The organism is Microseira sp. BLCC-F43 (genome assembly GCF_041929235.1).
Lineage (GTDB): Bacteria > Cyanobacteriota > Cyanobacteriia > Cyanobacteriales > Aerosakkonemataceae > Microseira.
In genome coordinates, this window is record NZ_JBHFNP010000285.1 from 1 (window position 1) to 12,964 (window position 12,964).

Annotated in this window: 15 protein-coding genes and 1 tRNA gene; 7 read left to right on the forward strand and 9 right to left on the reverse strand. The window is 48.3% G+C overall.

Annotated elements, in window-relative coordinates:
* Positions 1 to 453 precede the first annotated feature (453 nt).
* On the forward strand, positions 454 to 1,014 hold the full coding sequence (gene tnpA, locus ACE1CM_RS38315; RefSeq protein ID WP_374884224.1) for an IS200/IS605 family transposase: 561 nt from the start codon (positions 454 to 456) through the stop codon (positions 1,012 to 1,014).
* Here tnpA and ACE1CM_RS38320 read toward each other — a convergent pair.
* A tRNA-Pro gene (locus ACE1CM_RS38320) sits at positions 1,006 to 1,079 on the reverse strand. The genes tnpA and ACE1CM_RS38320 overlap by 9 nt on opposite strands.
* Positions 1,080 to 1,201: 122 nt before the next feature.
* Between ACE1CM_RS38320 and lipA the strand changes: the two genes are divergently transcribed.
* A complete protein-coding gene (gene lipA, locus ACE1CM_RS38325; RefSeq protein WP_374884186.1) occupies positions 1,202 to 2,095 on the forward strand; it encodes a lipoyl synthase in 894 nt (297 codons plus the stop codon).
* On the opposite strand, the gene ACE1CM_RS38330 is transcribed toward lipA, so the two are convergent.
* Positions 2,088 to 2,255 carry a hypothetical protein gene (locus ACE1CM_RS38330; protein WP_374884187.1) on the reverse strand — a complete coding sequence of 56 codons (168 nt, stop codon included), beginning with the start codon at positions 2,253 to 2,255 and terminating at the stop codon, positions 2,088 to 2,090. The two genes, lipA and ACE1CM_RS38330, sit on opposite strands and share 8 nt — an antisense overlap.
* On the opposite strand from ACE1CM_RS38330, the gene ACE1CM_RS38335 reads away from it, so the two are divergent.
* The 5 genes from ACE1CM_RS38335 (at position 2,249) to ACE1CM_RS38355 (ending at position 6,327) form a co-directional block, all read left to right on the forward strand.
* Positions 2,249 to 3,238 (forward strand): NAD(P)H-dependent glycerol-3-phosphate dehydrogenase, encoded by a 990-nt coding sequence (locus ACE1CM_RS38335; RefSeq protein ID WP_374884188.1) that lies wholly within the window; start codon positions 2,249 to 2,251, stop codon positions 3,236 to 3,238. The two genes, ACE1CM_RS38330 and ACE1CM_RS38335, sit on opposite strands and share 7 nt — an antisense overlap.
* A gap of 248 nt (positions 3,239 to 3,486) precedes the next feature.
* The gene (locus ACE1CM_RS38340) at positions 3,487 to 3,687 is read left to right on the forward strand and encodes a hypothetical protein (RefSeq protein WP_374884189.1); all 201 of its coding nucleotides are present in this window, start codon (positions 3,487 to 3,489) and stop codon (positions 3,685 to 3,687) included.
* A gap of 2 nt (positions 3,688 to 3,689) precedes the next feature.
* Positions 3,690 to 4,931, forward strand: a complete 1,242-nt coding sequence (sigC, locus tag ACE1CM_RS38345) for an RNA polymerase sigma factor SigC (protein WP_374884190.1) — start codon at positions 3,690 to 3,692, stop codon at positions 4,929 to 4,931.
* 236 nt (positions 4,932 to 5,167) lie between these two features.
* Entirely contained in the window at positions 5,168 to 5,674 is a 507-nt protein-coding gene (locus tag ACE1CM_RS38350) for a transcriptional repressor (protein ID WP_226576631.1), read from the forward strand.
* Between the two features lie 197 nt (positions 5,675 to 5,871).
* Positions 5,872 to 6,327 (forward strand): Fur family transcriptional regulator, encoded by a 456-nt coding sequence (locus ACE1CM_RS38355; RefSeq protein WP_226576626.1) that lies wholly within the window; start codon positions 5,872 to 5,874, stop codon positions 6,325 to 6,327.
* A 68-nt stretch (positions 6,328 to 6,395) separates the two neighbouring features.
* Here ACE1CM_RS38355 and ACE1CM_RS38360 read toward each other — a convergent pair whose 3' ends face one another.
* The 7 genes from ACE1CM_RS38360 to ACE1CM_RS38390 all read right to left on the reverse strand — a co-directional run bounded on the left by ACE1CM_RS38360 (position 6,396) and on the right by ACE1CM_RS38390 (position 12,958).
* Complete coding sequence (locus tag ACE1CM_RS38360; protein WP_374884191.1) at positions 6,396 to 7,580, reverse strand: peptidoglycan-binding protein; 1,185 nt, start codon at positions 7,578 to 7,580, stop codon at positions 6,396 to 6,398.
* Positions 7,581 to 7,739: 159 nt separating this feature from the next.
* On the reverse strand, positions 7,740 to 7,916 hold the full coding sequence (locus ACE1CM_RS38365; RefSeq protein WP_226576621.1) for a hypothetical protein: 177 nt from the start codon (positions 7,914 to 7,916) through the stop codon (positions 7,740 to 7,742).
* A gap of 134 nt (positions 7,917 to 8,050) precedes the next feature.
* Complete coding sequence (locus ACE1CM_RS38370; RefSeq protein WP_374884192.1) at positions 8,051 to 8,584, reverse strand: SH3 domain-containing protein; 534 nt, start codon at positions 8,582 to 8,584, stop codon at positions 8,051 to 8,053.
* Between the two features lie 69 nt (positions 8,585 to 8,653).
* Positions 8,654 to 9,853 carry an RNA-guided endonuclease InsQ/TnpB family protein gene (locus tag ACE1CM_RS38375; RefSeq protein WP_374884193.1) on the reverse strand — a complete coding sequence of 400 codons (1,200 nt, stop codon included), beginning with the start codon at positions 9,851 to 9,853 and terminating at the stop codon, positions 8,654 to 8,656.
* A 380-nt stretch (positions 9,854 to 10,233) separates the two neighbouring features.
* Positions 10,234 to 11,748, reverse strand: a complete 1,515-nt coding sequence (locus ACE1CM_RS38380) for an AAA family ATPase (protein ID WP_374884194.1) — start codon at positions 11,746 to 11,748, stop codon at positions 10,234 to 10,236.
* A 99-nt stretch (positions 11,749 to 11,847) separates the two neighbouring features.
* Positions 11,848 to 12,366 (reverse strand): DUF177 domain-containing protein, encoded by a 519-nt coding sequence (locus ACE1CM_RS38385; RefSeq protein WP_374884195.1) that lies wholly within the window; start codon positions 12,364 to 12,366, stop codon positions 11,848 to 11,850.
* Positions 12,367 to 12,445: 79 nt separating this feature from the next.
* Entirely contained in the window at positions 12,446 to 12,958 is a 513-nt protein-coding gene (locus tag ACE1CM_RS38390; RefSeq protein ID WP_374884196.1) for a protein jag, read from the reverse strand.
* Between the last annotated feature and the right edge of the window lie 6 nt (positions 12,959 to 12,964).

Genomic DNA, 12,964 nt, shown 5'->3' on the forward strand with positions numbered 1-12,964 from the left:
GAGTTAATTGCCCACCTCTTAGTGTCATGGTGCGCTTGTCATATCTTAATCCTGATGTCGGTTTTTTCCTGGGAACGTACTTGAACTTGGTAGCCTTAATTGCTTAAGCGTGCGTTATCCCTGATAGTTTGTACCAAAGCAGAAGGCACACAAGGATGCTCCACTCTTAGTGAGTGATACAGTTCCTTGTGTGCCTTATTTTTGGTGTAGCTTTTGTTAGCAACAGCCCAGTCAATGTGCTTGTTAAATATTTTTGCACATTGACTCATCAGAGGAAGGAACCTGTCTGATGGTAGGTTGACTGGGATGCTAACAGTTCTTTTCATCAGTGCTTGACTGCGTTTGATTTTGGATGATTGATATGCTTATGCTCTCTTGGTTTTATATTTTTTTTCAATACACGCCAATCAATGAAAATACTGTCAGACTCCCACGCTCAACACTGCTTGGGATATCACATCATCTTTTGCCCCGTACCGTCACCAGGTACTTGAAGGCGCAGTAGAGGTAGAGCTAAAACGAATACTAGGTGAAGTATGCAAAACTTACGGGTGGACACTTCACGCCATCGAAGTGATGCCCGACCACGTTCACTTGTTTGTGCAGGCAGATCGCACAACTGCGCCAGTAGAAATCGCCAAAACCATGAAATCTATTTCTGCGGTACACATTTTCAATACATTTAAAGATTTGAAAAAACGCTGCTTTTGGGGTTCCGGGATGTGGAGTGATGGCACGTTTTACTCATCCGTTGGTGGAGTTTCAGAAGCAGCGATCAGGCGATACATTGAAACTCAAAAACAACGGGGTGATACACTGACCCGAAAAGAGAATGCTTGCATAAGGGGGCATCGTAGCTTGCTTCCGCGCAGCGGTACCCCCTTATGCAAGCCGCGCTTACATCCCCACCCACAAGGGGATGGGGTTTTACGCGCGTTTAATCAAGTTGGTTTTGGTTGGGTGGTGCTTCCAGGAAATACACTCCTGGCAAACAACGAGAAAAAATCGGGATGACAGGATTTGAACCTGCGACCCCCTCGTCCCGAACGAGGTGCGCTACCAAGCTGCGCTACATCCCGGATTTAACCGACAGCCTTATTATCATATCACGTTAAACCAAAAATTCATAAATATCATCGCGCTTGCTATGATAGAAGCCTTGATGGTGAATCGGTAAAACTTCAGCAGATAGAGGGCAGGCGTGGTAGTTAAGCCAGAATGGTTGCGGGTGAAAGCGCCTCAGTGGGAGCGCGTCGGTAACGTCAAGGAAATTTTGCGGGATTTAGCCCTCAATACCGTTTGCGAAGAGGCATCTTGTCCCAACATCGGCGAGTGCTTTAATAACGGTACGGCAACTTTTTTGATTATGGGACCAGCCTGCACGCGCGCTTGTCCCTACTGCGATATTGATTTCGAGAAAAAGCCGAAACCCCTCGATTCGACAGAACCACAACGCTTAGCCGAGGCTGTCCGGCGGCTAAAGCTCAATCATGTAGTAATTACCTCGGTAAATCGGGATGATTTGCCAGATGGCGGCGCTTCCCAGTTTGTGTGCTGTATTGAAGCGATTCGCCAAACATCACCAGCAACGACAATTGAAGTGCTGATTCCCGATTTGTGCGGTAATTGGGAAGCTCTAGAAACCATTATTGCCGCAGCACCAGAGGTACTAAACCATAATACGGAAACCATTCGGCGTCTGTATCGTCGGGTACGCCCCCAAGGTGAGTATGACAGGACAATCGAATTATTGCAGCGCTCGCGCACAATCGCCCCCTGGCTCTACACCAAATCTGGCATCATGGTAGGACTGGGCGAAACCGACGCCGAAGTTCGCGAAGCGATGCGAGATCTGCGAGCGGTCGATTGCGATATCCTGACGATTGGGCAATACCTCCAACCCAGTCAAAAGCACTTGCAGGTGCAAAACTTTATCCCCCCAGAACAATTCGACGCCTGGAGGCAATACGGCGAATCTTTGGGATTTTTACAAGTTGTTGCTTCACCCTTGACAAGAAGCTCATATCATGCTGAGCAAGTGAGATCCTTGATGGAACGATATCCCCGCTCACGAGGGGTGAGGCAAGTTAATTAGAAACTGCCACAATTTGAGCGCAATTGCGCTCAAATTTTTTCTCTGCCCGCAATTTGGAACCAATTGGTTCCAAATTTCCCTGACTCATCCCTCCACCCCAGTCATCGGTCACCACTTGGTCAAAAATAACTAAGGAATAATGACTAATGACTAATGACAATCCAAAACCCAAAACCTAAAATAGAAGCAACGATCGCCATCCTGGGTGCAGGTGCTTGGGGGACAGCCTTGGCAAACTTGGCAGCAGCAAACGGTAACCAAGTAGGCTTGTGGTCTCGTGAATCTTCTGAAAGTCTGGCAGATGTTATAGCGGGTGCAGATATTATCCTGTCAGCGGTTTCGATGAAAGGCGTCAGACCCGTTGTAGAACTGATAAAGCCGTTACCGTTATCTTCCGACACAATTATCGTCACGGCGACTAAAGGATTAGAGCCCTCTACGACTTGCACGCCTGCACAAATTTGGCAAGCGGCGTTTCCCTCCCATCCGGTGGTAGTTTTGGCGGGACCAAACTTATCTAAAGAAATTGAACAGGGACTACCAGCGGCGACGGTAGTTGCGAGTACCGATGCAGAAGCAGCTAAAGTCGTGCAAGCAAGATTGAACTCGACGCGGTTTCGGGTTTACACCAATTCCGATCCTTTGGGTGTAGAGTTGGGGGGGACGCTGAAGAATGTGATAGCGATCTCCGCGGGTACGTGCGATGGTTTGCAACTGGGAACCAATGCCAAAGCGGCGCTAGTAACCAGGGGATTAGCTGAAATTATTCGCATCGGTACTCATTGGGGAGCCAAAACTGACACGTTTTATGGTTTGTCGGGACTGGGAGACTTGTTAGCCACTTGTAACAGTCCCCTCAGCCGCAATTACCAAGTCGGTTATCAACTCGCCCAAGGCAAGCAGCTTCCGGAAGTTTTAGCGGCGCTACAGGGGACTGCCGAAGGGGTAAACACCACTCAGGTGCTGATTCAACTAGCCAATCAGCAGGGAATTTCCGTACCCATATCTTATCAAGTTTATCGATTGCTCCAGGGAGAAGTAACACCCCAAGCGGCTGTAGACGCGCTGATGCTGCGCGATGTTAAGCCGGAGATTGGGTCATGGCCTTCCCAGGCTCTGCCGTGGAAGGGTAATGGGTCATAGGCGAAGAATTTTTTCCCTCCTATGACTGACGATCGATGTGGCGCAAGGCTAAGTAACAAAAATTAACAGAGGGCTTTGCGGTTTTTTGGCAAGTGATCGGGAAATATTCTATCTAGTGATGTAGATTAACTTACCCACTGACAGAAGTCACCCTTGAGTATGAGGGATTTTCCCTATACTAGCTGACAGGTTGAGAATCTAGAAACCCGTTGTAATCGATTTAGCTGCTCGATTCAGCAATTCTATGAATGGGAGTAACTCTCGATACCGAGTTTAAGACCCGTGCAAAAGTCAGCGATCGCAGGGTTAAACAGGGAAGTGCATCACTGGCGGCGTCCCGAATCGCCGGAACTCGTTTAAGCGCTTCGCGCGTTATAGAGGACGCCAACAACCGTAACAAGCAGCCGCTTTCACCAGCCCTTTGTCACATGGAGCAGTTGAGGCAATAACTATGCCAGCCACCTTTTTTTCTACCGATGCCACCGACGACAGTCAATTAGATGCTTTGAGCTTTCAACTAGACAACGATGCTGAACTAACAGGCAGCGACTTGGTCGAATTGGATGTAGAAGAGGCAGATGTTGCCAGCGTCGGGCAATCTACCAATCGTCGTACTACCGATCTGGTTCGTTTATACCTCCAAGACATAGGCCGGGTGCGCTTGCTGGGACGGGATGAAGAAGTTTCAGAAGCACAACAAGTCCAGCGCTATATGCGGCTGCTGGAACTGCGCGATCAAGCCGCTAAGCAGGATATGGGAACGATCGCACAGTACGTGGAGTTGATTGAGATCCACGATCGCTTAGCTTCTAACTTAGGTCACCGTCCTTCTTGGGAACGGTGGGCGACTACCGCTAACCTAACCGTGTCCGATCTCAAATCAACACTGGCAGCGGGGAAACGGCGCTGGGCAGAACTCGCCGGATTAAAGATTGAGGAACTAGAACAGCTGCAAACCGAAGGGATTCGGGCAAAGGAACACATGATTAAGGCCAACCTGCGCTTGGTCGTGTCGGTTGCCAAAAAGTATCAAAATCGCGGTTTAGAACTGTTGGATTTAATTCAAGAAGGAACGTTAGGCTTAGAGCGCGCCGTTGAGAAGTTTGACCCGACTAAAGGCTATCGCTTTAGCACCTACGCTTACTGGTGGATTCGTCAGGGTATTACGCGAGCGATCGCAACTCAAAGCCGCACGATTCGCCTACCCGTTCATATCACCGAAAAGCTCAACAAAATTAAAAAAGCTCAGCGTAAAATTGCCCAAGAAAAAGGTCGCACGCCCACCCTGGAAGACCTAGCCAAGGAATTAGACATGACTCCGCTGCAAGTGCGGGAAGTTTTATTCCGCGTTCCTCGATCGGTTTCTTTTGAAACCAAAGTGGGTAAAGAAAAAGACACAGAATTGGGCGATTTGCTGCCAACTGAAGACGAGTCTCCCGAAGATGTCCTGATGCAAGAAGCTCTTTACAGAGACTTACAGCATCTGTTGGCAGATTTAACCAGCCGCGAGCGCGATGTGATCTTAATGCGGTTCGGTTTGGGAGATGGTCACCCCTACTCCTTAGCAGAAATTGGACGCGCTTTGGATCTATCTCGCGAAAGAGTGCGACAAATTGAAGCCAAAGCACTGCAAAAATTGCGCCAACCCAAGCGTCGCAACCGCGTGCGCGACTATTTAGAAGCCTTCAGTTAAGCTTCCTCCTGACTGCTTTCCGGGTGAGATCGTCAACCACCTATGCCAGCAAAAGCATTGCTTTTGCTGGTTCTTTAGTTAAGTTTTTTATATTGATTCACTCGGAATTATTATCAACAAGCTCTCTATCTTTAAAATGCTTTTAGCTATTTATTCTCAATAAGCAAGTTTCTTGAAAATGAGTCAATATATTGTGTATCCTTCGTCATATAGAGGGCTTTCTTGAGAATGTTTATATGGCTAACTATACAGCAGCCTCGTTTAAAGCTGAACTGAACGAGAAAGGTTGGCGTTTGACCCCCCAGCGAGAGACAATTTTACAGGTCTTTCAAAATCTTCCCAAAGGCAACCATCTCAGTGCCGAAGACTTGCACGCCTTATTGCAGAGCCGAGGAGAACAAATCAGCTTATCTACCATTTACCGCAGCCTCAAGTTAATGGCACGGATGGGCATTCTGCGAGAACTGGAACTGGCAGAAGGACATAAACATTACGAAATTAATCAGCCCTATCCCCATCACCATCATCATTTGGTGTGCATTCAGTGCAATAAGACGATTGAATTTACCAACGACTCGATTTTAAAATTGGGCTTAAAGCAAGCTGAAAAAGCAGGATTGCACTTGCTTGACTGTCAGCTGACCATTCATACAGTCTGTCCGGAAGCGTTGCGTCAGGGATGGCCTTCCTTACTTCCCAGTAACTGGTCGTGCATTCGCTCGGCTTCCCTACCCGAATTGTGAAAGACTACACAAGTTGTAACGCTTCCGGGATAGCAATTGAGGGCTGATTATCCTCCAGCCCTGGAACGGGACTGACAGCAGTTACCGACCAGGGCTGGAGATTTTATTAAGAATATTTTCAGTAAGCCGAGTTTGTTGAAAATACATAGCTAGTTGGCTATTATTGTCAATAGACCACCTTTGTTGAGAAGGTTAATATGGCTGTCTATTCAGCATCCTCACTCAAAGCCGAACTAAATGAGAGGGGCTGGCGTTTAACTCCCCAACGAGAAACGATATTACAGGTTTTTCAACAGCTTCCTAAAGGCCAGCATCTCAGTGCCGAAGAGCTTCATCACCTATTGCAAAGTCAAGGGGAAGCAATCAGCCTGTCCACGATTTACCGGAGCCTGAAATTAATGGCTCGCATGGGCATTTTGCGGGAACTGGAACTGGGAGAAGGACACAAACATTACGAACTCAATCACCCCTATCCAGATCACCACGACCATCTAATTTGCGTTCGGTGTAACAAGACGATCGAATTTAACAACGACTCGATTCTCAAAATCGGGGCTAAAATTGCCGAAAAAGAGGGATATCACCTGCTCGACTGCCAGCTGGTCATCCATGCCATTTGTCCGGCTTGCCAGCGGGCTTTATTACCTCTATGAAGCTCAAGAAAATAGCTCTCAGATGAAATATCCGAGAGCCTTCTGAGCTTAAGCCGGTTATAGGGTACCTAAAAGCGTGCTTGGAGAATGTCAGCCTCGCTGACACCGTAGGCTCGCTGAGCTGCTTTAATCGCTGCCTTGGTCTGCTCGTTCAAGTTACCATCGATCGCGCCGCTATAGAAGCCTCTTTCTTTTAGGCGCTGTTGTAAGTCTCTCACACTCAAGTTGCTAGCCGAACCAGCTTTAGTCTGCAACGCCGCCTTGGTTGCTTCGTCTACAACGCCACTAGCAGTCAGTCCAGAATCCTGCTGGAATTTAATCACAGCAGCCTTGGTTAAGGGGCCAAAGTTACCCGTGGTACGCCCGTTGAAGTAGCCCAGCTCTTGCAGACGCTGCTGAAGTTCTCGCACTTGGGAACCTTTACTACCTTGCTCGATGATGGCGGCGGTTACCTGCTCGCCTACCTGCTCGCCTACCTTCCCGCCTACCTGCTCGCCCTCGCTTGGCGGTGTTTGGACAGTTGTACCATTTTCACCCAGAAAAGGATCTCTGTTAAACGGCGTCGCAGCCTTAGCGTTTCCGTTGCTGTCGAGCAAAGCAGACCAGGTTCGCCCCCCCACGATGCCATCAGCCCCCAGGCGATTTTTGCGCTGAAACTGCCTGACAGCGGTGAAGGTTTTTCCGTCAAATTGCCCATTGGGGCTGCCTTCGTATACACCAGCTGCTGCCAAAAGTTTCTGGAGAGCTTCGACTTCCTTGCCCCTAGCGCCGCGTCTGAGAGTGATGCGGCGAACGGTTTCGGGAGTGGCTGTGGCGGCCTGTGTGTCTGCAGGTGGAGTTTCAGCGTCGCTTCGACCCAGCCTACGCAGCAAAGCTGCTTTGGTTTTTGTTTCTACAACCCCATCTGGTGTCAGTCCTTCATCTTGCTGAAACCGGATCACGGCTTGCTTGGTTAAAGGGCCAAAATTACCCGTAGAAGGACGATCAAAGTATCCTAGTTCTCGCAATTGCTGCTGAAGTTCTGCTACCTCCTGACCTCTGCTGCCTGCTTCGATCTGCGCTGTTGCTGGCGCTGCCATTCCTATGACGGTTGAGGCGGCTAGCAACGATACCAAACGAATCCAAGTCCGGCTTTTAGGCTTTTTCCCCTTCAGCCCCCGGACAACTTTTATCTCACTGAAATCATCGGCAGGATCTATGGTGTCAGATGATTCGCAAGCACAAGCAAGATATATATAGGCTAGAGTTTCCATATTTGCGTTACTAAAATTAACTAGCCAGTCCGGAATAGTTATTATACTGCTTTTAGCAGTTTTTGTCACTATTTGGGGATTATTCCAGGTTGGCTAGTTGTGATGGACAAGTTATTACAGCGTTAGTTCCCAGATTCGATCCGGAAGCTATGGAGGCCGTTAGACTAGACCCAAGCGATGGCATACCAACGCCACTATCACCGCCAATCCGGTAATTTCCAGCGCCATCAAGGGATTCTGACCCTGCGCGACGGCAAATGCACACACAACGCCTGCGCCCAAGGCAGCAGCAACGACACCACCCAAAAGGTCTTGATTAGAGTTTTTGTCGTACATGGTTTGTCAACTCGTGGTTAGGTTATGCGGGTCATAAATATTAGTTTTCAAACCTACCACTCGGATCGGGCTGCCTTACACTTGAGTCCGGATTTTGCAATCAAGCTTTAAACAAAGCTAATTTTCTTAACAGATCAATCAGTAGCAGGCTGAGTTTGTTCTGATTCAACTCGTTCTACATTCCCGGCTTTGACCCAACCTTCTTCGTTATTTTCCTCTACGCGAATCTTAATCCATCGTTTGTCCTCGCTTTCTGTCACGACAACAATCTGTTGGTTATAGCCAATACCGCCGATGCGCCGAGACTCGGTGCCGGGACTATCTCGAAGAATCAAACCATTACGCCAGGTAACTCTGGCTCTGTAAGCTCCTGGTTCGAGCGGTTTTGGGGTGGGTGTTTCCGTGGTGGGGGTGGCGTCTGGCTGTGCCGCCGAGACAGTCTCAGCCGCGTTGGTGGCGGGAGAAGCACCCGCGACGGTTGCGGCCTTGTTGGCTACTGGGGAAGGCTTGGGTTTAGCAATGGGCTTATCATTGGCAAAGATAGGTTTGGGAGGGGGTGCGGTGAGCTTGGTGACGAAGTAAAAGGCGACTCCCACGCCGCTGCCAACTAACAGCGCGATCGCAATAAAGAAACCAAGTAAAAACTTAAAAATCCCAGACCAACTCATACCTACTCCTGTGTCAGACAAGCTTTTTACCGTGTAGACTGAACTTAGAGAAACTTGTGGCTCAGTCTTTTAAACTGGGTTAACCAGTATCGGCTGCACGGCGCAGCTCACTACTCCCTCGACGGTGAACGCCTCTGGGAGATACTTGCGGATAATTTGGATGCTGCCGTTGATCTCCGCATTAATTACACGGAAAGCTCTAGACTTAAACAGACCTCTTTTAACTCGCGATCCTGCATATGCTGATTGCTTAGATGGAGGTTCTAGATCTAGGGCTGATGTTTTTGAGGTATAGCTCTCTTCTTGAATCACCACCAGTATGCCCACCAGTTCGCACTTGTAAGTTATCTGGTCGATTAACTTGGCATGAGGAATGCTGACAAACTTTTGATTATTTCGTTTGCCCATGTTTACCTCTTGCTTCCAACCATCATTCTTGCCAATAACTAAGGTGCCAATACCTTGTCTCTTGAGCAGGTTTACAATTAGTCTGCTTGTGTTGTGCAGGTAGTTTTCAACGTAGCGGTTACGGTGATATGTGAGAGCCTGAATCCGCTTGCTGCTGAGAGTTTCGCTTTTAAGGTGACTTTGCAGTTTTGCTTTGAGCTTGTTGTAATATTGGTTTCGACTCTTCAATGGTCTTCCATTAACCAACAAAGGTTTGAAGCCTAGTTGGTTTGACGTTAAAGCCACAAGATTATCGACGCCCAAATCGATGCCTGCTACCCACTCAGATTCAATTAACTCAATTTCCGGTGACTCGTAAACAATTTCTAGGACATAGCAGTTAGAGTTTGGAACAATCCGAGCTTCTGCAATATTAACTGCCCAAGTCCGGACGCTGATGTTACTCATTGATAAGTGGCAACGTCCCTGTTTTAGGTCAGCTTTGTAGATGGACTCGTGATGATAAATGACTATGTTTCGCCCTTTAACCTTGTCCTTGTATCTAGGAATGCGAGGCTCACTTTTATATTTGTCTGGGTTTTTCTCCCAGTTTTTGTGAGCCTCAAAATAAGATTTCCAACTTTCCACCAGCTTTTTGATGATCTGCTTCGAGACTTTAGTGGGTAAAGCTCGATAATATTCTGTGTCTTTGACTAAGTGGTAGAGAGTTGGTAGCGTATAACGGTTCCCCGTTTCAAAGAAGTGTTGACGGCAAAAATAATTAGCTGCGTTGTACAGATTCTTCGACTTAAAAGCCAATTCGTCTGCCTCCCGCCAATATGCATGATTTCGGTTTATGACATGTCTTTCAACCAATTTCATGACTCGCAGCCCCCGACGACTTTCAGATGTCTTTCCTTACGTCTATCAGCCGACCTCTTCCCATATATTTTTGCCGTCTTCATGTTGCTTATCTCTTATCTACTAACACTTTGATTGCCCTGCCGCACCTGTCGCATTGACAAGCTGCCATGACTGCTGATGTACTCATTGCGATGAAAGCGGGTTACTGTTTTACCCCTCCCGTCTTGGAAGGAGTACTTAGATTTTACGATATATATATAACTTTCTAAAATTTTACCCGCCACAGTTCAAAACCCCATGCTTCGCTTCTAACCCCCTTATTTTCTAAGAGAGGGGGAAGGAGGACAAGGGGGAAGATTTAAGATTTAGCGGACTGCTGGCTCAATTTATGGCGTCAGCTAGCGAAATTGGCCTGGAATTCGACTGCCCAAAATGCTGTGCTTAGAGGCTAAACGAGCTTTACCAGCAGCCGCCCAGTTTTGCAGAAACTGAATTTGTTCTTGGGCGGTTCGCGCCAAAGGGATAATCTGACTGGCGGCTTCTAAAATATCATCGGTAGCAAAGTCTCGATTTTGACTAAAGCCAATATGCATTGCTTCAATTAAACTTTGCTCTATTTCTGCCCCAGAAAAATCGGGGGTTTCGTAAGCAAGTCTTTCGATGTCGTAACTTTTGAGATTGTGGGCGCGCAAGCGCGATAAATGCACGCTAAAAATCTCTTGTCGCTCTTCCTGAGTGGGCAAACCGACAAAGAAGATTTCATCAAACCGACCTTTGCGGAGCATTTCCGGGGGTAATGCCTGGATATTATTAGCCGTGGCGACAACAAACACGGGTGAAGTTTTTTCGGCTAACCAGGTAATAAAAGTGCCAAAGACGCGACTGGTAGTACCGGCATCGCCTTTGCCATCAAACCCAGAAAACCCCTTATCAATTTCATCGATCCAGAGGACGCAGGGAGCCAATGCTTCCGCCAGTTGGATCATTTGACGGGTGCGGGATTCAGATTCGCCTACCAAGCCGCCAAACAGGCGTCCAACGTCCAATCGCAGCAGGGGTAGATGCCAGTGGTGGGCGATCGCTTTCGCCGTCAGAGATTTCCCGGTTCCCTGAATCCCCACTAACAATAACCCGCGCGGATGGGGCAACCCGTATTGCCTCGCCCGTTCGGAAAAAGCACCGCCCCGCCGCAACAACCATTCTTTTAAATTATCCAACCCGCCAATATCGGAAATTTTTTCCGTTGCCGGGTAAAAATCTAATATTTGCGTTTGGCGGATTGTCTGGCGTTTTTCTTCTAAAACGAGTTCGACATCTTCCGGACGCAATTCGCCTCTTGTGGCGATCGCCCTTGCCAAAACGCGCCGTATCCGTTCCATCGACAGTCCCTGACAGGAACGAACCAGTTCGTCTAAAACCCGCGTTTCCAGAGATTTTCCCGTCGCCGCTGACAAGCGTTCTACTTCGCTTTTAATCTCCGACGCCGAAGGCAGGGCGAATTCCAGTACGGTGAGAACTTCACCCAGATCTTCTGGAATCGCGATTCTGGGGGACAATATAACGATATTTTTCGGCTGGGACTTGAGCAAGCGAGCCAGATTTCGGAGTTTGCGCGCCACCGAGACATCTTCTAGGAAGCGGTGGTAGTCGCGCAAAATAAAAATCCCTGGCGCAGTTGCCGGGAGTTTTTCCAGTAATTCTAAAGCTTGCAGGGGATTTCGACGTCCAAACCCGGCATCGGTAGGGTTGCCTTGGTAGCCATCGACAAAATCCCAAGTATAAACCCCACGGTTGCCCTGTTGTTTAGCGCAGGCGGCGATCGCTGCTTCTACTCGCTCTTCTTCGTAGGTGGGAATGTAGATTAAAGGGTAGCGCGCCCGCAGCAGCAGTTGAAACTCGTCACTGAAACTCATAGCGATTTTGGATGGGAGGATTTCGGATGCGAGGATTTTTAGATTAACAGCTAACACTAAAAAGGCTAACTAATTATCTCCAATCTCAAATCTAAAATCTCAAATCTGGGATTCTTTTGGGAATTTTCCCTTGAGAACTTCCAGCGCTGCCCAGCGTTGGTCTGCGGTTGGTTCCGAGTTGCTTGGGCGTTCCAGTTGTATGCCTTTACACTTGGCGTCGCATAGCTGCCTGGGTGGTAATGCGAGACACATTTGCTCGTACAGCCACTCTCCTGGGTGGAAAACACCGTCTGGCGCTAGGGTTTCTACTAGGTCATCCACGTCAATTTCTTGCTCGCTCGGCCCAGTATAGGGTTGGTTAGCGGCTGCGTCTAGCCAGATCAGTTCGGAGGTATTAGCTACCAGGCGGTGATTGTATTGTTGCAAACATCGGTGGCAGGTTAAGGTAGCGATCGCTTCCGCTTTGGCAGAAACTTCCAGATAAGTCCCTTGATGGGTAACTCGCACCTGCCCTCGAACGGGCGTCAAGGTTTCTAAATTTGGCAGAAACTCTTCAACTTGAACCACCTGGGTCTGCTTGGGTGCTTTAAGCAGATGCGGAATATAAATTGCTTCCATAAGTAATTGCGAGCCATCCTTCTTTGATTTTAGATTTTGGATTAATCTAAAATCCAAAATCTAAAATTCTTCGGTTGACTCAGATGAGTCGCACGACTAAACGGCGGTCTGGTTCTTTTCCCCGACTGTAGGTTTCCAGGTCGGTGAAGTCCTTTAAAAAGGTATGGACTTGACGCCGTTCTGCTGCCGAAAGGGATTTTAGTTCAAACTCTCTACCCGTCAAGCGCACCTGTTCGGCGGCATATTGCGCCATTTCTAGAAGTTCGGCTTGCCGCCGGACGCGGTAGCCAGCTAGCTCGACGGTATATGCCGCTTGCTCTTCTGGGGTTTGACCCAAGTTGACGGTGGTATTGGCTAGATACTGAATCGCATCTAAAACCGAGCCGTCAACTCCAATTAACGCCTGAATTTGTGCGGGCGTTAGATTGGTTTCATCAATGGTCAACCAGTAGCTATCAGGTTCTGATTCATCTTCTTGTTCGACTAGAGATAGAGTGGCGTGCTTTTCGACTTGCACCTGTGCGGGGGTTTTGGTCAGACGTAGCAGTTCTTCTAGCCACTTCTGACCGCGCTGCATTCGACTATCGGTCATGAAACC

Coding starts and splice junctions, on each gene's coding strand:
- ACE1CM_RS38335 (WP_374884188.1), top strand. CDS start 2,249: ATGACAATCCAAAACCCAAAACCTAAAATAGAAGCAACGATCGCCATC.
- ACE1CM_RS38340 (WP_374884189.1), top strand. CDS start 3,487: ATGGGAGTAACTCTCGATACCGAGTTTAAGACCCGTGCAAAAGTCAGC.
- sigC (WP_374884190.1), top strand. CDS start 3,690: ATGCCAGCCACCTTTTTTTCTACCGATGCCACCGACGACAGTCAATTA.
- ACE1CM_RS38350 (WP_226576631.1), top strand. CDS start 5,168: ATGGCTAACTATACAGCAGCCTCGTTTAAAGCTGAACTGAACGAGAAA.
- ACE1CM_RS38355 (WP_226576626.1), top strand. CDS start 5,872: ATGGCTGTCTATTCAGCATCCTCACTCAAAGCCGAACTAAATGAGAGG.
- ACE1CM_RS38360 (WP_374884191.1), bottom strand. CDS start 7,580: ATGGAAACTCTAGCCTATATATATCTTGCTTGTGCTTGCGAATCATCT.
- ACE1CM_RS38365 (WP_226576621.1), bottom strand. CDS start 7,916: ATGTACGACAAAAACTCTAATCAAGACCTTTTGGGTGGTGTCGTTGCT.
- ACE1CM_RS38370 (WP_374884192.1), bottom strand. CDS start 8,584: ATGAGTTGGTCTGGGATTTTTAAGTTTTTACTTGGTTTCTTTATTGCG.
- ACE1CM_RS38375 (WP_374884193.1), bottom strand. CDS start 9,853: ATGAAATTGGTTGAAAGACATGTCATAAACCGAAATCATGCATATTGG.
- ACE1CM_RS38380 (WP_374884194.1), bottom strand. CDS start 11,748: ATGAGTTTCAGTGACGAGTTTCAACTGCTGCTGCGGGCGCGCTACCCT.
- ACE1CM_RS38385 (WP_374884195.1), bottom strand. CDS start 12,366: ATGGAAGCAATTTATATTCCGCATCTGCTTAAAGCACCCAAGCAGACC.
- ACE1CM_RS38390 (WP_374884196.1), bottom strand. CDS start 12,958: ATGACCGATAGTCGAATGCAGCGCGGTCAGAAGTGGCTAGAAGAACTG.